At 72.7% G+C, this 18578-nt stretch carries 18 protein-coding genes; 15 read left to right on the forward strand and 3 right to left on the reverse strand.

Annotated features, from left to right (window positions below; translation table 11 throughout):
- The first annotated feature begins 122 nt into the window (after positions 1-122).
- The 13 genes from LQK89_RS02145 to LQK89_RS02205 all read left to right on the forward strand — a co-directional run bounded on the left by LQK89_RS02145 (position 123) and on the right by LQK89_RS02205 (position 15043).
- The gene (locus LQK89_RS02145) at positions 123-1517 is read left to right on the forward strand and encodes an MFS transporter (RefSeq protein WP_231050014.1); all 1395 of its coding nucleotides are present in this window, start codon (positions 123-125) and stop codon (positions 1515-1517) included.
- A gap of 53 nt (positions 1518-1570) precedes the next feature.
- A complete protein-coding gene (locus tag LQK89_RS02150) occupies positions 1571-3739 on the forward strand; it encodes an ATP-dependent Clp protease ATP-binding subunit (RefSeq protein ID WP_231050015.1) in 2169 nt (722 codons plus the stop codon).
- Between the two features lie 190 nt (positions 3740-3929).
- Positions 3930-4583, forward strand: coding sequence for a response regulator transcription factor (locus LQK89_RS02155; protein WP_231050016.1), 654 nt, complete (start codon positions 3930-3932; stop codon positions 4581-4583).
- Positions 4580-5713, forward strand: a complete 1134-nt coding sequence (locus LQK89_RS02160; protein ID WP_231050017.1) for a sensor histidine kinase — start codon at positions 4580-4582, stop codon at positions 5711-5713. Before LQK89_RS02155 ends, LQK89_RS02160 begins: the two co-directional genes overlap by 4 nt.
- 47 nt (positions 5714-5760) lie before the next feature.
- On the forward strand, positions 5761-6267 hold the full coding sequence (locus tag LQK89_RS02165; protein ID WP_231050018.1) for a hypothetical protein: 507 nt from the start codon (positions 5761-5763) through the stop codon (positions 6265-6267).
- The gene (locus tag LQK89_RS02170) at positions 6264-7316 is read left to right on the forward strand and encodes a peptidoglycan-binding protein (protein WP_231050019.1); all 1053 of its coding nucleotides are present in this window, start codon (positions 6264-6266) and stop codon (positions 7314-7316) included. The genes LQK89_RS02165 and LQK89_RS02170 overlap by 4 nt, the downstream gene beginning before the upstream one ends.
- A gap of 38 nt (positions 7317-7354) precedes the next feature.
- On the forward strand, positions 7355-8098 hold the full coding sequence (locus LQK89_RS02175) for an ABC transporter ATP-binding protein (protein ID WP_231050020.1): 744 nt from the start codon (positions 7355-7357) through the stop codon (positions 8096-8098).
- A complete protein-coding gene (locus LQK89_RS02180; protein ID WP_231050021.1) occupies positions 8095-9282 on the forward strand; it encodes an ABC transporter permease in 1188 nt (395 codons plus the stop codon). The genes LQK89_RS02175 and LQK89_RS02180 overlap by 4 nt, the downstream gene beginning before the upstream one ends.
- A 91-nt stretch (positions 9283-9373) precedes the next feature.
- Positions 9374-9928 (forward strand): DUF2231 domain-containing protein, encoded by a 555-nt coding sequence (locus LQK89_RS02185; RefSeq protein WP_231050022.1) that lies wholly within the window; start codon positions 9374-9376, stop codon positions 9926-9928.
- Between the two features lie 109 nt (positions 9929-10037).
- On the forward strand, positions 10038-10826 hold the full coding sequence (locus LQK89_RS02190) for a DeoR/GlpR family DNA-binding transcription regulator (RefSeq protein ID WP_058743263.1): 789 nt from the start codon (positions 10038-10040) through the stop codon (positions 10824-10826).
- Positions 10823-11833 carry a 1-phosphofructokinase family hexose kinase gene (locus LQK89_RS02195; protein ID WP_231050023.1) on the forward strand — a complete coding sequence of 337 codons (1011 nt, stop codon included), beginning with the start codon at positions 10823-10825 and terminating at the stop codon, positions 11831-11833. The genes LQK89_RS02190 and LQK89_RS02195 overlap by 4 nt, the downstream gene beginning before the upstream one ends.
- 104 nt (positions 11834-11937) lie before the next feature.
- A complete protein-coding gene (locus tag LQK89_RS02200) occupies positions 11938-14034 on the forward strand; it encodes a PTS fructose transporter subunit IIABC (RefSeq protein ID WP_114850282.1) in 2097 nt (698 codons plus the stop codon).
- A 280-nt stretch (positions 14035-14314) separates the two neighbouring features.
- Positions 14315-15043 carry a DedA family protein gene (locus LQK89_RS02205; RefSeq protein WP_231050024.1) on the forward strand — a complete coding sequence of 243 codons (729 nt, stop codon included), beginning with the start codon at positions 14315-14317 and terminating at the stop codon, positions 15041-15043.
- A gap of 4 nt (positions 15044-15047) precedes the next feature.
- On the opposite strand, the gene LQK89_RS02210 is transcribed toward LQK89_RS02205, so the two are convergent.
- A complete protein-coding gene (locus LQK89_RS02210) occupies positions 15048-15251 on the reverse strand; it encodes a DUF2945 domain-containing protein (protein WP_058741762.1) in 204 nt (67 codons plus the stop codon).
- A 201-nt stretch (positions 15252-15452) separates the two neighbouring features.
- Here LQK89_RS02210 and LQK89_RS02215 point away from each other — a divergent pair, with 201 nt between their 5' ends.
- Together LQK89_RS02215 and LQK89_RS02220 are read left to right on the forward strand one after the other, a co-directional pair.
- Positions 15453-16505, forward strand: a complete 1053-nt coding sequence (locus LQK89_RS02215) for a serine/threonine-protein kinase (RefSeq protein ID WP_181819252.1) — start codon at positions 15453-15455, stop codon at positions 16503-16505.
- Between the two features lie 40 nt (positions 16506-16545).
- Positions 16546-17169 (forward strand): phosphoribosylanthranilate isomerase, encoded by a 624-nt coding sequence (locus LQK89_RS02220; protein WP_058741764.1) that lies wholly within the window; start codon positions 16546-16548, stop codon positions 17167-17169.
- Positions 17170-17295: 126 nt separating this feature from the next.
- Here LQK89_RS02220 and LQK89_RS02225 read toward each other — a convergent pair whose 3' ends face one another.
- Both LQK89_RS02225 and LQK89_RS02230 read right to left on the reverse strand, forming a co-directional pair.
- Entirely contained in the window at positions 17296-18054 is a 759-nt protein-coding gene (locus LQK89_RS02225; protein ID WP_175325121.1) for an HAD-IIB family hydrolase, read from the reverse strand.
- Positions 18055-18102: 48 nt separating this feature from the next.
- Entirely contained in the window at positions 18103-18504 is a 402-nt protein-coding gene (locus LQK89_RS02230) for an acyl-CoA thioesterase (RefSeq protein WP_231050830.1), read from the reverse strand.
- Between the last annotated feature and the right edge of the window lie 74 nt (positions 18505-18578).

Genomic DNA, 18578 nt, shown 5'->3' on the forward strand with positions numbered 1-18578 from the left:
ACCGCCGGTTCCCCCACGGATCCAGGACCCAAGCCCCGTCCTGTCGGCAGCCCTCGCGACCACCGGTCGCGGGGGCTTCGGCGTTCCCGGCGCCCGCGCCGCCCGCGGAGGATGATGGGCCGATGAGCGCCCCGGCCGCCACGGCACCCCTGCGGGACGACCGTCGCACCGTGCTCGTCGTCGCGATCCTCGCCTCGTTCGTGGTGGGTCTCGACACGAGCGTCGTGAACGTGGCGCTCCCCGCGATCCGCCAGGACCTCGGCGGCGGCCTCGTCGTGCAGCAGTGGGTCGTCGACGCCTACCTGGTGACGCTCGGTTCGCTGATCCTCGTCGCGGGATCGCTCTCCGACGTGTTCGGTCGGGTCCGGATCGTCACGTGGGGCCTCGTCGTGTTCGGGGTCGCCTCGGTGGTCTGCGCCGCCGCCCCGACCGGCGCCGTCCTCATCGTCGCGCGCGCGTTGCAGGGCGTCGGCGGTGCCCTCGTCACCCCGAGCTCGCTCGCACTCATCGTCGCGGCGTTCCGGGGGCCGGCGCAGACGAAGGCGATCGGGACGTGGACGGGCTGGTCGAGCGCGGCGATGATCCTCGGTCCGCTGGTCGGCGGGCTCATCGTGGACGGCATCGGCTGGCGCTGGATCTTCGTGCTCACCGCGGTGCCGATCGTCGTCACGATCGTGCTCGTGACCCGGATCACCGGCGACGTCCACCCGGCCCACCGGCCACGGATCGACGTGACCGGCGCGGTGCTCGCGGTGCTCGGCGTCGGCGGGGTGGTGCTCGGGCTCATCGAGCAGGAGCGCCTCGGCTGGACAGACCCCGTGGTCGTCGTGGCGCTCGTCGTCGGCGCCGCGTCCCTGCTGGCCTTCGTCCCGTGGGAGCGTCACGTCACCCGATCCGGTCGGGTGCCGCTCGTGCCGCTCGAGCTCTTCCGCGCGCGGAACTTCTCGGTCGGCAACGCCGCGACGCTGTCCGTCTACGGCGCACTCGGCATGGTCGGCTTCGTCGTGACGCTCTTCGTCCAGGAGGTCTGGGGCTTCCCGGCCTGGCTCGCCGGCCTCGCCACGCTGCCCCCGACCCTGCTGCTCCTGCTGCTGTCCTCCACCGTCGGAGCCCTGGCCGGACGCTACGGCCCGCGGTGGTTCATGGCGGCCGGGCCCGCGGTCGCCGCCGTCGGGGCGCTCGTCATGCTCGCCGCCGGTCAGGACCCGCGGGCGTACTGGTGGTCGGTGCTCCCGGGCCTGGTGCTCGTGGGGGTCGGGATCGCCACGATGGTGACGCCCCTGACCAGCGCCGTGCTCGGGTCGGTCCCGGAGTCCGAGGCCGGTGTCGGGTCGGCCGTGAACAACGCCCTCGCGCGGATCGCCAGCCTGGTGATGGTGGCGCTCGCCGGGGTCGTCCTCGGCGGTGGGATGAGCACCGCCGGCTTCCACCGCGCCGCGGTCGTGATGGCGTGCCTGCTCGCCGCCGGCGCCGTCGTCAGCGCGATCGGGATCCGGAATGATCCCGCGCGCACCTGAGTTGAGTCGAGTAGGCTCAAGTACATCTCCACGGCACGGAAAGGACGGACCGCATGGCGAACCTCCAGGGCGCCCCTGACTCGCAGGAACGGCAGAAGACCGCCCTCGAGCAGTACGGCGTCGACCTCACCGCGATCGCCCGCAGCGGCAAGCTCGACCCGGTCATCGGACGGGACGCCGAGATCCGCCGGGTGTCCCAGGTGCTCACCCGCCGCACGAAGAACAATCCGGTGCTCATCGGCGAGCCCGGTGTCGGCAAGACCGCCGTCGTCGAGGGGCTCGCGCAGCGCATCGTCGCCGGTGACGTCGCCGACTCGCTCAAGGACAAGCGCCTCGTCTCGCTCGACATGTCCGCGCTCATCGCCGGCGCCAAGTACCGGGGTGAGTTCGAGGAGCGGCTCAAGGCCGTCCTCAAGGAGATCGACGAGTCCGACGGGCAGGTCATCACCTTCATCGACGAGCTGCACACCCTGATGGGCGCCGGCGGCGGTGAGGGATCGGTCGCGGCGTCGAACATGCTCAAGCCGATGCTCGCGCGCGGTGAGCTCCGGCTGATCGGCGCGACGACGCTCGACGAGTACCGCGAGTACATCGAGAAGGACGCCGCGCTCGAGCGCCGCTTCCAGCAGGTCTTCGTGGGGGAGCCCACGGTCGAGGACACCGTCGCGATCCTCCGCGGGCTCAAGGAGCGGTACGAGGCGCACCACAAGGTGACGATCAACGACTCCGCGCTCGTGGCCGCGGCGAGCCTGTCGAACCGGTACATCTCCGGCCGCCAGCTGCCCGACAAGGCCATCGACCTGATCGACGAGGCAGCGAGCCGACTCCGCATGGAGATCGACTCCAGCCCGGTCGAGATCGACGAGCTCAAGCGCACCGTCGACCGACTGCGCGTCGAGGAGTTCGCGCTGAAGCAGGAGAAGGACGACGCCTCGAAGGCGCGCCTCGAGACGCTGCGCGCCGAGCTCGCCGGACGGCAGACGCTGCTCGACGAGCTCGAGCAGCGCTGGCAGGCCGAGCGGGCGAGCCTGAACCGGATCGGTGAGCTGAAGCAGCAGCTCGACGAGCTGAACATGCGTAGCCAGCGGGCACAGCGCGAGGCCGACTACGAGACCGTGTCCCGGCTCGAGTACGGCGAGAAGCCGCGCATCGAGGCCGAGCTCGCCGCCGCCGAGCAGGCCGAGAGTGCCGAGCGGATGGTCAACGACAGCGTCACCGACGAGGACATCGCGGCCGTCATCGCGCAGTGGACGGGCATCCCGATGGGGCGGCTGCTGCAGGGCGAGACCGAGAAGCTGCTGCACCTGGAGACCGAGCTCGGCCGCCGGATCATCGGGCAGCGGAGCGCGGTCGGCACCGTGTCCGAGGCCGTCCGGCGCACCCGCGCGGGTATCTCCGACCCGGACCGTCCGACGGGCTCGTTCCTGTTCCTCGGCCCCACCGGTGTCGGCAAGACCGAGCTCGCGAAGGCGCTCGCCGAGTTCCTCTTCGACGACGAGAAGGCCCTCGTCCGGATCGACATGAGCGAGTACGGCGAGAAGCACTCGGTCGCGCGGCTCATCGGCGCCCCGCCCGGGTACGTCGGCTACGAGGCCGGCGGACAGCTCACCGAGACCGTCCGTCGTCGGCCGTACTCGGTCGTGCTGCTCGACGAGGTCGAGAAGGCGCACCCGGAGGTCTTCGACGTCCTGCTCCAGGTGCTCGACGACGGGCGGCTGACCGACGGGCAGGGCCGGACGGTCGACTTCCGGAACACGATCCTCATCCTGACGTCCAACCTCGGTTCCCAGTTCATGACCGACCTGTCCCTGTCGGACGAGCAGCGCGAGGAGGCCGTCCGCGAGCTCGTGCAACAGGCGTTCCGCCCCGAGTTCGTGAACCGGCTCGACGACATCGTCGTGTTCCAGGCGCTCACGAGCGAGGACCTCGGCCAGATCGTGTCGCTGTACGTCGACCGGCTCGCCCGGCGGCTGTCGGACCGCCGACTCGAGCTCGCCGTCACCCCGGCAGCGCGCAGCTGGCTCGCCGACCGCGGGTACGACCCGGTCTACGGTGCGCGGCCGCTCCGCCGCCTCATGCAGCGGCAGATCGACGACCGGCTGGCGCGCGCCATCCTGTCCGGTGACGTGCGCGACGGCGACACCGTTCGTGTCGACGTCGCCGCGGGCGGCGACGAGCTGGTGGTCGAGCCCTTCCAGCTGGCGGAGGTCGTCGAGGAGTAGCGCGCGATGCGCGCGTGGCCGGCTTGGAGGCGCGGTGCGGGTCGTGGACCGGCACCGCGCCTCCAGGCCGTCACGGTGACGGAACGGCGGAGGCGCGACGGTGGGCGGACGGAACCACGGACCGTCCACACCGCCGTCGAGTCACCCCCAGCCCAGCGTCTTCAGAGGTCTCGCATGTGAAATGTCAGGCATGCGCGTACTCGTGGTGGACGATGAGATTTCCCTGGCCGACCTGATCGCCCGGGGCCTCGCCCGACAGGACATGGCCGTCGACGTCGCCCACCGCGGTGACGACGCCGACGAACTGCTCGCGGTGAACGACTACGACGTCGTGGTGCTCGACCGCGACCTGCCGGGGATGCACGGGGACGAGGTCGCCCGTCGGCACGCCGAGCGGGGCACGCTCACCCGGATCCTCATGCTGACGGCGGCGACGACGCTGTCCGACCGCGTGCACGGACTCGAGCTCGGCGCGGACGACTACCTCGCGAAGCCCTTCGAGTACCCCGAGCTCGTCGCCCGGGTCCGTGCGCTCGGACGACGGACCGTCGCCCCGGTCGCGCCCGTGCTCGAGCGGGCCGGGCTCGTCGTGGACTCGAACCGACGCGTGGCGACCCGGGACGGGCGGCCGCTCGACCTGACGAGCAAGGAGCTCGGCGTCCTCGAGGTGCTCCTGCGTGCCGACGGTCGGGTCGTCCCGGCCGAGGAGCTGCTCGAGAAGGTCTGGGACATGAACATCGACCCGTTCACGGCAGCGGTCCGGGTGACGATGTCGAAGCTCCGCAAGAAGCTCGGCGCACCGGACCCGATCCGGACCGTACCCGGGCAGGGCTACGCGCTGTGACGCGCATCTGGAGCATCGGCGCCCGGACCGCACTGGCGTTCGCGGCGGCGGCGATGGCGCTGACCGTCGCGGCGCTCGTGTTCGTGAACCTCGCGTCGCAGTGGTCGATCGGCGGCCAGGTGGGGCTGGACGGAGGCGCGACGACGGTCCCGTGGGAGCCGGCGCCCCGTCCGTCGGTCCTGCCCGATCCCGGCTCCGCTGGCGGCGACTCCGTCAGCATCGTGGCGGTGGTCGCCCAGCAGCAGTGGCAGTGGTCGGCGGTCGCCGTCGCGGGGGTCGGTGTGCTCGCCGGTGCCGTCGGGTGGGTGGTGAGCCGTCGGATGCTCCGGCCGGTGGACCGGATGACGGCGACCGCGGACCGGATCTCGGCGTCCACACTGCACGAACGGATCGCCCTCGGCGGCCCGGACGACGAACTCCGACGGTTGTCCCGGACGATCGACCGGCTGCTCGACCGGCTCGAGACGTCCTTCGAGGGGCAGCGCCGCTTCGTGGCGCAGGCGGCGCACGAGCTCCGGACGCCCCTCGCCGTCCAGCGTGCAGCGCTGCAGATCGGGCTGCCCGACGACGCCGGTCCGCGGAACGTCGCCGCCGCCCGCGCCGAGCTGCTCGAGCAGAACCGACGGACGGAGCACCTGGTCGAGTCGTTGCTCGTGCTCGCGGAGGCCGACCGTGGGCTCGACGGCGTCGAGGCACTCGACCTCGCGGCACTCCTCGACGACGTCGCGACCCAGCTCGGCGCGACCGCGGACACGGCGGGCATCGCCCTGCGGCCCACCGTCGACGCCGTGTCGGTCGGGACCGTGGTCGGCGAACCCACGCTCGTGCGACAGCTCCTGCTGAACCTGGTCGACAACGCCGTCGAGTACAACGTCCCGGGCGGCACGGTGTGGGTGCGCCTGACGGCCGACGGCATCGTCGTGGAGAACACCGGCGCACCGGTCGATCCCGGGACCGTCACGGGACTGCTCGAACCGTTCCGTCGCGGTGGCGAGCAGGGGAGCCGGCGCCACAGCGGTCTCGGCCTGTCGATCGTGGCCGCGGTGGTCCACGCGCACGACTGGACACTGGACGTGGCAGCGCGGGAGGGCGGCGGGCTGCGCGTGCGCATCCGCGTTTCGTCGGTGTAACCCGGGACGACCCGCTGGCGAAACACGGTGTGCGATGTGCTGGTCGCATGAACAGCACGATCACTCCTCGCTCAGTCCGCGCCGCTGCGGTGCTCGCCCTCGTCCTCGGCGCCCCGTTCGCGCTGACCGCCTGCTCGGATGCATCCTCCGCCCCGACGAGCACCGGCGCTGCCGGTGGCCTCGGCGCGCAGTGGGGCGACTGCATGCGCGACGCCGGCTTCTCGGTCGAGGACCCGACCGACGCGGAGCTCCGGAGCGGGACCTACCAGGCGCCGGCCGACGCGGACGCCGACGCGTTCGGGGAGCGTGCCGCCGCCTGCAGCGAGCAGGCCGGTGTCGAGCGCGCCGACGCCTCCCAGGAGCAGGAGTGGGAGCGGCAGTACGCCCAGGTCGCCGACTGCATCCGTGAGAACGGGTTCGACGACCTGCCGGAACAGCCGGCCGGTGTCCTGGACTTCCAGGGCTACCCCCGAGCAGCGGAACCCGAGTTCGAGGAGGTCAGTGCGAAGTGCCTCGCCGAGTTCGCCCCCGACACCCAGACCCTCGACCGATGACCGGGCGATCGCGCACGAGCCACCGACGCCGGACGCTCGTGACGGCAGCGGCCCTCGTCGCGGTGCTCGCTGCGGGTGCCGGGACGTGGGCGCTCGTCGGGACGTCCGACCGCTCGTCCGCGGCCGAGGAACGTCCGGCGGACCGCAGCACGGCACCGGTCACGAAGGGCGACCTCGTCGACTCGAAGACCTTGTCCGGCGCACTCGGCTACGGCGCGTCGAAGCCGCTCGTCGGTGCCGCGCAGGGCACGCTCACCTGGCTGCCCGAGCCCGGTGCGACGATCGGCCGGGACCAGCCGCTGTACGCCGTCGACGAGCAGCCCGTCCGGTCGATGCACGGCACGGTCCCGCTGTGGCGCGCGCTCGAGCGCGGCGACGAGGGGCAGGACGTCACGCAGCTCAACCAGAACCTGGCGGCCCTCGGCTACGACGTCGCGCAGGACGACACGTTCGGCCCGCGCACCCAGCGCGCCGTCCGGGAGTGGCAGGAGGACCGCGGGCTGGAGGTCACCGGTCGGATCGACGCACAGCAGGTCGCGTTCGTCGACAGGGACGTGCGCGTCGACTCGGTCGCCGGGCAGCTCGGGCAGCCCGCGAACGGTCCGGTCCTGCAGGTGACGAGCACGCGACGGGTCGTCACGGTCACCGTGCCGTCCCGCGACGCCGAGCGCCTGGCGGTCGGAACCGACGTGTCCGTGCGCATCAACGGCGCCGGGGACGCCCTGCCCGGCAGGGTCGTCGACGCCGCGCCGGGGGAGTCGAAGGACGGCTCGCAGGTCGTCGACGCGACGATCTCGTTCGACGCCGGCGACCGGACGGTCCCGGAGAGCGGGTCCGCGCAGGTGATCGCCGCCGGCCGCACCGAGCAGGGCGTCCTGTCCGTGCCGGTGTCCGCGCTCGCGGCGGGATCCGGGTCCGGCTTCGCCGTGGACGTCGTCCGCGGCGACATGACGGAGCGCGTGCCGGTCGAGGTCGGGTTCGTCGCCGAGGGGCGGGCCGCGATCACGGGCGACGTCCGCGAGGGCGACCGCGTGGTGGTGCCCTCGTGATCGGCCTCCGGCGCCGACCAGTCGCCCCGGACCGCGGTGTGTCGAGCGGTGGAGCGGCGGCCGACAGCGTCCTCCGGCTGCAGGACGTCACGAAGGTCTACGGGGACGTCCGTGCCCTCGGCGGGGTGTCCGTCGACGTCGCGGCGGGGGAGCTCGTCGCCGTGGTCGGACCGTCGGGCTCGGGCAAGTCGACGATGCTCAACATCGTCGGCACGCTCGACCGGCCGACGTCGGGCACGGTGACGATCGCCGGGAACGACGTCGGCACGATGTCCGACGACGCCCTGTCCCGGCTGCGCGCGGACCACGTCGGCTTCGTGTTCCAGCACTTCCACCTGCAGTCCGGTGCCACCGCGGCCGAGAACGTCGCCGACGGGCTGCTGTACGCCGGGACCCGTCGCGCGGAGCGGCAGGCCCGGGCCGTCCGTGCGCTCGAGCGGGTCGGGCTCGGGCACCGGGTCGACCACCGGCCGAACCAGCTGTCCGGCGGCGAGAAGCAGCGCGTGGCCATCGCCCGGGCGATCGTCGGCGAGCCCACGATCCTGCTCGCGGACGAACCGACCGGGGCGCTCGACACGGCCTCCGGCACCGCGATCCTCGAACTCCTGCGGGAGCTCAACGCGGGCGGCACGACGGTCCTCGTCATCACGCACGACCTGGAGCTCGCGGCCTCGCTGCCCCGGCAGATCCGGATGCGGGACGGGCTCGTGCAGTCCGATTCGTCGTCCGACGCCGCGGAACTCGCCGCCGCGATCCACGGCGGTCCGGGCGGTGTCGCATGAGCGCCCGGAACGCCGTCGGCCCCCGGGACCTGCTGCGCCTCGGGGTGTTCGGCCTCCGCACGCGTCCGACCCGGGTGGTCCTGTCGGCGCTCGGCATCGCGATCGGCATCGCGGCGATGATCGCGGTCGTCGGGATCTCGTCCTCGAGCAAGGCCGCGCTCGACCAGGTGCTCGACCGGCTCGGCACGAACGTCCTCACGGCGACGGAGGCCCAGGGCTTCAGCGAGACCCCGCCGCTCCCGGAGACCGCGGTGGACTCCGTGGCCCGGCAGGACGGTGTCGAGCAGGTCGCCGGTGTCGGCACGGTGACGGAGGGCCGGGTCTACCGCAACCCGTACATCCCGGCGAACGAGTCGAAGGGCATCGGCGTCCTCGCCGCGTGGGGCGATGTGCCCGCGACGCTCGGCGGTTCGGTCGCCCAGGGGCGCTGGCTCGACACCGCCGACGACGCCCCACCCCAGGTCGTCCTCGGCGACTACGCGGCCCGGGCGCTCGGCATCGACGACCTCCGCCCGGACACCCGGGTGTGGATCGGCGGGCAGTGGGTCCAGGTGGTCGGGATCCTCGCCCCGGTCGAGCTCGAGGACAGCCTGGACGGCCAGGTGTTCGTGCCGCGGTCGCTCGCGGGCCAGCTCGGCTTCGACGGCCACCCGACGTCGGTGTTCCTCCGGACCGACCCCGAGCAGGTGGCCGCCGTGCGGGACGTCGTGGCGCGGTCGATCAGCCCGCTCGCCCCGCAGGACGTCGGGGTCACCCGGCCGTCCGACGCGCTCGCCGCGAAGAACGCCACCGACGACTCGTTCACCGGGCTCCTGGTGGGCATCGGCGGGGTCGCGCTGCTCGTCGGTGGCATCGGCGTCGCGAACACGATGGTGATCACGGTGCTCGAGCGCCGTGCCGAGGTGGGCGTCCGTCGGGCGCTCGGGGCGCGGCGGCGGAACATCCGGGACCAGTTCCTGGTCGAGTCGCTCCTGCTGTCGTTCCTCGGTGGCGTGGCCGGCGTGGTGATCGGTGTCGGTGTGACCGTGGCCTTCGCCGTCGGGCGGGGCTGGCCGGTGGCGATCCCGCTCTGGGCGGTGTGCGGCGGCCTCGGCGCGACCGTCCTGATCGGCGGGGTGTCCGGGCTCTACCCGGCGGCGCGCGCCGCGCGCATCCCGCCGACGTCCGCGCTCGCGGCCGTCTGACTGGTCGCCTCGTCCGCCGGACGCGACCGCCTGGAGGCCCGGTGCCGGTTCCTGGAACCGGCACCGGGCCTCCAGGCCTAGCGTCCAGGGCATGCCTGAGCTGCCGATCCTGCGACGCATCACGGACGCCATCGAGCGCGCGAGCGTGCTCGACGAGGCCGTCGACCTGGACACCCGCGTCGTGCGCGCCGTCGCGAAGCCGGCGGCGCTCCGTCGGCTGCTGCACGGCGTGCCGATCGGGCACCCCCTGCACCCGCTCATGGTGCAGGTGCCGCTCGGGGCGTGGATCTCCGCGGCGGTGCTCGACACGATCGGCGGGAAGGGGAACGCCCGTGCCGCACAGACCCTCACGGGGGTCGGACTCGTGTCGGCGAGCAGCGCCTCGGTCGCCGGGTACGTCGACTGGGCGGAGCTGTCGCTCGAGCAGCGGCGGACCGGCTGGGTGCACCAGGCGGTGAACTGGGTCGGCATCACGTTCTTCGGACTGTCGTGGTGGCAGCGCCGGAAGGGCAACACCGCGGCGGGCAAGGCACTCGGGTTCGTCGGCCTGACGATCGTCGGTGTCGGCGGCTACCTCGGTGGGCACCTGTCCTACCGGCAGCGAGCCGGCGTGGGCTCGAGCGACCGGGTGCCCTTCGACGCCTGATCACGCTCCCCGGACCTTCGTTCGTGTTGGTTCTGGGATGAAACAGTTGCGATCATGTGACTTCCGGACGTACAGTTCCTGAAACCAACGGGAACGAAGGAGTTCGGGCATGTACGCAACGGAGCGGCAGGACGCCATCGCCGCCGCGCTGCAGTCGGCCGGGCGGGTGTCCGTCGCCGACCTCGCCGAGCACTTCGACGTCACCACCGAGACCGTCCGCCGCGACCTCGACGCCCTCGAGACCGCCGGACTGCTGCGTCGCGTCCACGGCGGGGCCGTCCCCGTCGGCCGGTCCAGCGTGGTCGAGCTCTCCGTCGCCGAGCGCGAGGGCCAGCACGGCACGGCCAAGACCGCGATCGCCCGGGCCGCGATGCGCCTGGTCCCGCCGACCTTCACCGGGTCGATCGCCCTGGACGCCGGCACGACCTGCGCCGCGGTCGCCACGGAGCTCGCCCGGTGGGAGCCCGCGACCCCCGGTGCCACGCTGACGGTCGTCACGAACTCCGTCCCGATCGCCGCCGTCCTGCAGCACAGCCCCCACGTCGAGCTGCACCTGCTCGGCGGCCGGGTCCGCGGGGTCACGAGCGCCGCCGTCGGCACCGCGACCGTCGAGCAGATCGCCGGCCTCCGCCCCGACGTCGCCTTCGTCGGCACGAACGGCCTGTCCGCCGGCTTCGGTCTGAGCACGCCCGACGAGTACGAGGCCGGCGTCAAGGGCGCCTACGTGCTCGCCGCCCGCCGGAGCGTCGTCCTCGCCGACGCCGCCAAGCACGGGGTCGAGGCGCTCATGCGCTTCGCCCGCCTCGACGAGATCGACACGCTCGTCACCGACCAGGAGCCCCCGGCGGACCTCGCCGGTGCGCTCGCCGACGCCGACGTGGAGGTCGTGGTCGCATGAACGGCACCGCCAGCACCCGCATCGTCACCGTGACGCCCAACCCGTCCCTCGACCGGACCATCGAGCTCGCCGGCGAGCTGCAGCGCGGGGCCGTCCAACGCGCCGTGCACACGACCGCCGAGCCCGGCGGCAAGGGCGTCAACGTCTCGCGGGTCGTCGTCGCCAGCGGCGGGGACACCCTCGCGGTCCTGCCCGGCGACGAGCTCGACCCCGTCCTGCTCGGCCTCGCGACGCGGGGCATCCCGACCGTGGCGCTCCCGATCGGCGCCCCGCTCCGCTCGAACGTCACCGTGACCGAGCCGACCGGCACGACGACGAAGCTCAACGAGCCCGGCCCCTCGCTCGCCGGCCGCCTGGACGACCTCGCCGCGCTCGTGGCCGACGCCGCCGGGCCGACCGCGACCGGGCCCGCCGCCCGCTGGGTCGTGTTCGCCGGCTCCCTGCCGCCCGGACTGCCCGACGACGCGCTCGCCGTGCTCGTCCGCGCCGTGCGCGATCGCCACGGGGACACCGTCCGGATCGCCGTCGACTCGTCCGGTCTGCCGTTCACCGCGCTGCTGCAGTCCGGTGAGCGCATCGACCTGGTGAAGCCGAACGCCGAGGAGCTCGCCGAGGTCGTCGGCGGGGACCCGGACGCGTACGAGCAGGACCCGGACGCCGCCGCGGTGGCTGCCCAGCGCCTGCGCGACAAGCACGTCGACGCCGTCCTGCTCACGCTCGGCAGCGCCGGAGCCGTGCTCGTCTCGGACGAGGGCGCCTTCGCCGCCGCCGCACCGCGCATCGTCGCGCGCTCGACGGTCGGCGCGGGGGACTCCTCGCTCGCCGGCTACCTGCTCGCCGAGGTCGCCGGTGCCACCCCCGCCGAGCGGCTCGCCCAGGCCGTCGCCACCGGAGCGGCCGCCGCGGCGCTCCCGGGCAGCGACGTGCCGGCCCTCGACCACACCGACCCCGGCAGCGTGACCGTCCGGACCCTGCACCCGGCGCAGGTCCCGGCACCGATCGCCTGACCGACCCCCACCGCACCACCACCACTTCGCACCACCACCACTTCGCAGCACCACCCCCGAACAGCAATGCCCGCGCCTCGGCGCCACTGCAAAGGAGCAACCCCATGTCCGCAGACACGACGCAGCGCCTCATCAGCGCGGAGCTCGTCGGCCTCGACGAGGACCTCGGCGGAACGTCCTCCGACGTCATCCGCGTGCTCGCCGACCGCGTCGCCGCCACCGGCCGTGCCGCCGACGGCAGCGCCCTCGCCGAGGACGCGATCAAGCGCGAGGCGAGCGTCGGCACCGGCGTGCCCGGCGGCATCGCGATCCCGCACGCCCGGTCCGCCTCGGTCTCGAGCCCGACGCTCGCGTTCTCCCGCCTGGCGCGGAAGGTGCCGTTCGGTGCGCCCGACGGCGACGCGGACATCGTCTTCATGATCGCGGTGCCCGAGGGTGCGGACAAGGACCACCTGACGGTCCTGTCGACCCTGGCGCGTGCGCTCATCCGCGACGACTTCACCGCGGCGCTCCGTGCGGCCGCGACACCGCAGGACGTCGTGGACCTGGTGCAGCGCGAGGTCGGCGGCGAGGTCGCCGAGGCCGGCGTCGGCGCCCCGGCGCCCGCTGCCGCCGCCCCGGCCCCGACCACCACCGGCTCGGGCGCCCGCAAGGTCATCGTCGGCGTCACCGCCTGCCCGACCGGCATCGCGCACACCTACATGGCCGCCGACGCCCTGGTCGCCGCCGCCGAGCGCGCCGGTGCCGAGATGCACGTCGAGACGCAGGGCTCCTCGCAGGTCGAGCCGCTCGACCCCGCCCTGATCGCCCGCGCCGACGCCGTCGTGTTCGCGGTCGACGTGGACGTCCGCGACCGCAACCGCTTCGCCGGCAAGCCGCTGGTGTCCGGACCGGTCAAGCGCGGTGTCGACGAGCCGGACAAGATGATCGCCGAGGCCCTCCGCGCCGCCGACGACCCGCACGCCGCACGCGTGCAGGGCGGGGCTGCGACGACCGCCGAGTCGAACAAGGCCGACGAGCACTTCGGGCAGGCGCTCAAGCGCTGGCTGCTCACCGGCGTCAGCTACATGATCCCGTTCGTCGCGGGCGGCGGTCTGCTCATCGCGCTCGGCTTCCTGCTCGCCGGCTACGCCATCGCGCTGCCGCACGGGAACTCCGGGCAGAACAACGCGGTGTACACGCTGACGAACTACACGCTGCTCAACCTGCCGCCGGAGGGCCTCGGCTACTACCTCGGCGCCGCCGCGTTCCAGATCGGCGGGGTGTCCCTCGGGTTCCTCGTCGCCGCACTCGCCGGGTACATCGCCTACGCGATCGCCGACCGCCCCGGCATCGCGCCGGGCTTCGTCGCCGGGTCGATCGCCGTCTTCATGAACGCCGGCTTCCTCGGCGGGCTCGTGGGTGGTCTCATCGCCGGTGCCGCCGCGTACTGGATCGGGCGCATCCCGACCTGGCGCTGGCTCCGCGGCCTGATGCCCGTCGTGATCATCCCGCTCTTCGCGTCGATCATCGCCTCCGGCCTGATGCTGCTCGTGCTCGGCGGCCCGATCGCCTGGCTCATGACGCAGCTGACGAACTGGCTCAACTCGCTCAACGGCGCCTCGGCGATCCTGCTCGGCGTGATCCTCGGCCTGATGATGGCGTTCGACCTCGGTGGCCCGGTCAACAAGGTCGCGTACTCGTTCGCCGTCGCCGGGCTCGGTGCCGGGACCGCCACGAACGTCGTGCCGTTCGAGATCATGGCCGCCGTGATGGCCGCGGGCATGGTCCCGCCGCTGGCCCTGGCGCTCGCCTCCACCGTCCTGTACCGCAAGGGCTTCACGAAGCCGGAGCGCGAGAACGGCAAGGCCGCGTGGCTGCTCGGCGCGTCGTTCATCTCCGAGGGTGCGATCCCGTTCGCCGCGGCCGACCCGCTGCGCGTCATCCCGGCGTCGATGATCGGCGCCGCGGTCACGGGTGCGATCTCGATGGCGGCCGGTGTGACCTCCCGCGCACCCCACGGCGGCATCTTCGTGTTCTTCGCCATCGGGGACGTCGCGATGTTCATCGTCGCGATCGTGGCCGGCACGGTCGTGTCCGCGCTGGTCCTGGTGGGCCTGAAGAAGTGGGTGCGCAAGGCACCCGCCGCCGAGGCGGCGGCCGCCGACCAGGCGGCGGTGGCCGGCGAGACGATCGGCCAGCGCGCGCCCGCCGCGGTCTGACGCAACACCCAGACGGACGGGAGGCACGGTGCCAGCTGGCACCGTGCCTCCCGTCCGTCTGCCGCACCCCCGTTCCCGCCCTGCCCGCCCTGTGCCTCGAGGTGCCGGAATTCCGGCACCTCGTGGTGCGGAGCGGACGTCCGTCGCACCCGGGCGCGCACGCAGCGGCGAGTCTTGGCACCTCGGCGGCACGTCGCCGAGCGCGGCGGCACCACGCGCACTCGGCTCGCGCACAGGTGGCGTGCCGACTCCTGGCAGGACGCTCAGACAGAGTGGACCCATGACGACCGCCCTCACGCTGCCGCCGACCCTGCCCGCCTCGACCAGGAGTGCGGGTCAGGAGGCGGGCACCGAGGACCTCGGCGGCCTGTCCGGCTTCGTGCTGCAGGTCATCGACGCCCTCGGCGAGTGGGGCGTCGCGATCATGCTCTTCGTCGAGACGGTGTTCCCGCCGATCCCGTCCGAGGTGATCCTGCCGCTCGCGGGGTTCCTGGCGGGAGCCGGGCGGATGAACCTCGTGCTCGTGCTGCTGCTCGCGACGCTCGGGTCGTACCTCGGCGCGCTCGTGCTCTACTGGCTCGGCGCGGTGATCGGGTTCGAACGGACCGTGCGCTGGCTCGGGAAGCTGCCGCTCGTCGACGAGGACGACTTCCGCAAGGCCGCGGACTGGTTCCACCGGCACGGCAGGAGCGCGGTCTTCTTCGGCCGGTTCGTGCCGATCGTGCGGAGCCTGATCTCGCTGCCGGCAGGCGCCGACCGGATGCACCTCGGCACGTTCTCGGTGTTCACGATCATCGCGAGCGGCATCTGGAACAGCGGCCTGGTGCTGCTCGGAGCGGCGTTCGGGACCCAGTACGACAAGGTCGAGCAGTACACCGAGTGGATCGACCGGGTGCTCTACGTCGCGATCGCCGTCGTCGTGGTGACGTTCGTGGTGCGACGGGTCCGGCGTGCCCGGGCGGAACGCGCCGATCGCGGGCGCCGACGTGCGGCACCCGCGAACGACTGAGCGGTCACTTCTTCGTGAGGGCCGACTCCTTGTGCGCGGCCTTGTTGCCGGACTTCTCCGACTCGACGATCCAGTACGGGTCGTCGTCCGTCGGCTTGAAGTCCTGACCGTCGAACGTGAAGTCCTTCGTCTTCTTCTCGACGAGCTTGCCGGTCGTCTTGCCCTGCGAGGTGTTCCAGTGCACCTCGTCGCCCTTCGACAGCGCCACGATGTCCTCCTTGCGTAGTCCCGGGCTCTCCGGGAACCCGGACGCTACCCCCGCCCTTTCGCGGATCCACGGGGATCTGTCCCCCATCACGATGTCGTAACGGCACCGCGGATCCGAGGTGGGACGCGTACCGTTGACCGTGAGTCACCTTGTCGGCGTCTGCCGCGGAACCCGATGGCTCTCGATGGATCGAAGTGCAGCATGACCCTGGTCGACAGCGCGCGGGCCGACACGGTCCTGGCGGGCCGCTACCGGCTCGTCAAGCTCATCGGCACGGGCGGCATGGGGTCGGTCTACGAAGCTCGCGACGAACACACGTACCGTGCGGTCGCGGTCAAGCTCTTCGCGACGCCGGACTCGATGACGACGGCCGACCGGGTCCGCCAGGAGCGCGAGATCCGGCTGCTCAGCATGCTGTCGCACCCGGGTCTCGTGCCGCTGTACGACGCCGGCACCCACGAGTTCGGGGACGGCCCGCACCGCTTCATCGTGATGGAGCTCATCGCCGACACGACGCTCCTCCGCCGGCTCGCGGGCGGCCCGCTGCACAACTACGAGGTCGCCGACCTCGGGGCGCAGCTAGCCGACGCCCTGGCGTACGTGCACTCGCGCGGCATCGTGCACCGCGACGTGAAGCCGGCGAACATCCTCATCAACGACGAGGGCGCCTCCGGCTTCGCCCGCGCCGTGAAGCTCACCGACTTCGGCGTCGCGCACTTCGTCGACGGCTCCCGCCTGACGAACGACGGCACGATCATCGGCACCGCGGCGTACCTCAGCCCGGAGCAGGTCGCCGGGGAGCCGATCGGCTTCGCGACCGACGTGTACTCGCTCGGCCTGGTGCTCCTCGAGTCGCTGACCGGCAAGCAGGAGTACTCGGGCACCCTGATCGAGGCGGCCCTCGCCCGGCTGCGGCACGACCCCGAGGTCCCGGACTCGGTCGGCCCGGACTGGCACGACCTGCTCGCGAAGATGACCCACCGCGACCCGGCCCGCCGACCGACCGCGGTCGCCGTCGCGAGCGCGCTCCGTGGCGGGTCGACGCAGATCACCGGCCCGGTGCCCCTCGGCCCGGAGCGGACGAAGCACAAGCGCGACCACAAGCTGCACCGCGCCGCCCACCGGCACGCACGGCGCGGCACCTTCGCGGCGGTCCGTCGCTGGCGTCGCCGGAACGTCCTGGTCGGGTCGTTCGCGGCCTTCGGGGTGCTCGCCGCGTGCACCGCGGCGTACATCGCGGGCACCCTGCACTGACCCGGCCTCCGACGGGCCAGGTCCCTGGCAGGATGGATCCATGAGCGACCAGCGCTGGATCAAGATCTGCGGTCTGTCGACGCCCGAGACCGTCGACGCCGCCGTGGACGCGGGTGCCGACGCGGTCGGGTTCGTCTTCGCCGCCGGCAGCCCCCGCACCGTGACGGCGGACCTCGCGAAGGAGCTCGTCGAGCGGGTGCCGGAGGGCATCGACGCCGTCGGGGTGTTCCGTGACCAGCAGATCGACGAGATCGTCGGTATCGCGTCCGAGGTCGGGCTCACCACGCTCCAGCTGCACGGGGGCGAGTCGGCGAGTGACTTCGCGCGTGCGCGGGACGCCGGGTTCTTCACCATCCGTGCCGTCGCCGCCGACGACTTCCTGCGCGAGACGCCCGAGCAGCGCGCGGCCTTCGACCACGACCTGCTGCTGCTCGACGCCGCCGTGCCGGGCAGCGGGCGGCTCGTCGACCCCGCGACGATCGCGGGGAAGGTGGACGAGGCGTGGATCCTCGCCGGGGGGCTCACCCCGGCGAACGTGGTCGCCGCGGTCGAGGCCCTGGACCCCGACGGCGTGGACGTGTCGAGTGGTGTGGAGTCGGAGCGCGGGGTCAAGGACGTCGCGCGGATCCGCTCCTTCGTCGAGGCGGTCCGCAGCATCCCCTGAGCCGACCCGGCCGGGTCGGGCCTGGCCTGATCACGTCGCGTCGCGGACGTGACCGGATGACGGACGGGAGGCACGTGGCGAGCCCGCCACGTGCCTCCCGTCCGCCCAGTGCGCGTCAGCGCACGCTCAGCGCAGCGTCGGGATCAGCTCCGTCAGGAACGCGTCGGTGTCCTCCCAGCCCTCCACCGCGTGGCAGGGGACGCCGAGTGCCTTGACCGGGTAGTCGTTGCCCTCGGGGTCGAGGCGGTCCCCGACGAACAGCACGTCGTCGAGGGCGATGCCGGTGAGCTCGGCGAGGCGGCGCATGCCGTAGGCCTTGTCGATGCCCTTCCGGGTGATGTCCACGCTCGTCGAGCCGCCGGAGCGGACCTCGAGGTCGGGCAGCTCGGCCTGCACGAGCCGGCGGAGGCGGTCCTTCTTCTCGCCGGTCGGGTCCCATCGCTTCTTCACGTCCACCGGCGCCGACTGGCCGAGGGCCGAGAACGTGATCTGCGACCCGCGGTCCTCGAGGATCGGACCCCAGGTCTCCGACTCCCAGAGCCCGGCTGCCTTCGCCTGGGTCTCGACCGCGGCGAGGGCACGGGACTTCTCGTCGTCGGTGAGGTCCTCGGCGTACTGCAGTGCCCAGTCGGACCCGGACCAGCGGTAGTAGGCGGTGCCGCAGGTCGGGAGCAGGTGCAGGTCGTCGAGGACGAGTCCGTCGCGGGCGCTCAGGGGCGTCACGAGCTGCTGCTCGAACTGCTGGAAGTTGCCGCCGGAGATGACCGCGACCGGGACCGTGGCGAGCAGCGACGCGAAGGTCTCGAGCATGCGCGGGTCGAGCGGGGACTTCGACGGCGCGAGGGTGTCGTCGAGGTCGAAGGCGACGAGGCGGGGCGTGGTCATGCCCTCGATCCTGCCAGATCCGTCGTGCTCCGCCGGTGCGGGCGGTCGTCAGGCCCGGTGCGTCGCGGGGACGCGGTCGCGCGCGTAGGTGATGTCGGTGTACCCGTGCGGGGCGGACTTGCCGTCCTCGCCGAGGTTCACGAAGACGACCTCGTCGATGGTGAGGATGCTCCGGTGCGTGAAGAGGTTCCGGGCCTCGGCGCGCATCGTGAGCGAGGTGCGGCCGAACCGGGTCGCGACGAGGCCGATCTCGACGATGTCGCCCTCCCTCGCCGAGGACACGAAGACGATCTCCGACATGTACTTCGTGACGACCTTGCCGTTGCCGAGCTGGATGATCGCGTACACCGCGGCCTCTTCGTCGATCCAGCGCAGCAGGCTGCCGCCGAACAGGGTGCCATTGGCGTTGAGGTCCTCGGGGCGGACCCATTTGCGGGTGTAGAAGTTCATCTCCGGGGCCGGCTCGGCGGGGTCCTGGCCAGGGTCCGGTGTCGTGTCCTGCGTGGGGTCCGGTGTCGAGTCCT

It is taken from the genome of Curtobacterium sp. C1 (assembly GCF_021049325.1).
In the GTDB taxonomy this organism is placed as follows: Bacteria; Actinomycetota; Actinomycetes; order Actinomycetales; family Microbacteriaceae; genus Curtobacterium; species Curtobacterium citreum.

Coding starts and splice junctions, on each gene's coding strand:
- LQK89_RS02145 (WP_231050014.1), top strand. CDS start 123: ATGAGCGCCCCGGCCGCCACGGCACCCCTGCGGGACGACCGTCGCACC.
- LQK89_RS02150 (WP_231050015.1), top strand. CDS start 1,571: ATGGCGAACCTCCAGGGCGCCCCTGACTCGCAGGAACGGCAGAAGACC.
- LQK89_RS02155 (WP_231050016.1), top strand. CDS start 3,930: ATGCGCGTACTCGTGGTGGACGATGAGATTTCCCTGGCCGACCTGATC.
- LQK89_RS02165 (WP_231050018.1), top strand. CDS start 5,761: ATGAACAGCACGATCACTCCTCGCTCAGTCCGCGCCGCTGCGGTGCTC.
- LQK89_RS02170 (WP_231050019.1), top strand. CDS start 6,264: ATGACCGGGCGATCGCGCACGAGCCACCGACGCCGGACGCTCGTGACG.
- LQK89_RS02180 (WP_231050021.1), top strand. CDS start 8,095: ATGAGCGCCCGGAACGCCGTCGGCCCCCGGGACCTGCTGCGCCTCGGG.
- LQK89_RS02185 (WP_231050022.1), top strand. CDS start 9,374: ATGCCTGAGCTGCCGATCCTGCGACGCATCACGGACGCCATCGAGCGC.
- LQK89_RS02190 (WP_058743263.1), top strand. CDS start 10,038: ATGTACGCAACGGAGCGGCAGGACGCCATCGCCGCCGCGCTGCAGTCG.
- LQK89_RS02195 (WP_231050023.1), top strand. CDS start 10,823: ATGAACGGCACCGCCAGCACCCGCATCGTCACCGTGACGCCCAACCCG.
- LQK89_RS02200 (WP_114850282.1), top strand. CDS start 11,938: ATGTCCGCAGACACGACGCAGCGCCTCATCAGCGCGGAGCTCGTCGGC.
- LQK89_RS02205 (WP_231050024.1), top strand. CDS start 14,315: ATGACGACCGCCCTCACGCTGCCGCCGACCCTGCCCGCCTCGACCAGG.
- LQK89_RS02215 (WP_181819252.1), top strand. CDS start 15,453: ATGACCCTGGTCGACAGCGCGCGGGCCGACACGGTCCTGGCGGGCCGC.
- LQK89_RS02220 (WP_058741764.1), top strand. CDS start 16,546: ATGAGCGACCAGCGCTGGATCAAGATCTGCGGTCTGTCGACGCCCGAG.
- LQK89_RS02225 (WP_175325121.1), bottom strand. CDS start 18,054: ATGACCACGCCCCGCCTCGTCGCCTTCGACCTCGACGACACCCTCGCG.
- LQK89_RS02230 (WP_231050830.1), bottom strand. CDS start 18,504: ATGAACTTCTACACCCGCAAATGGGTCCGCCCCGAGGACCTCAACGCC.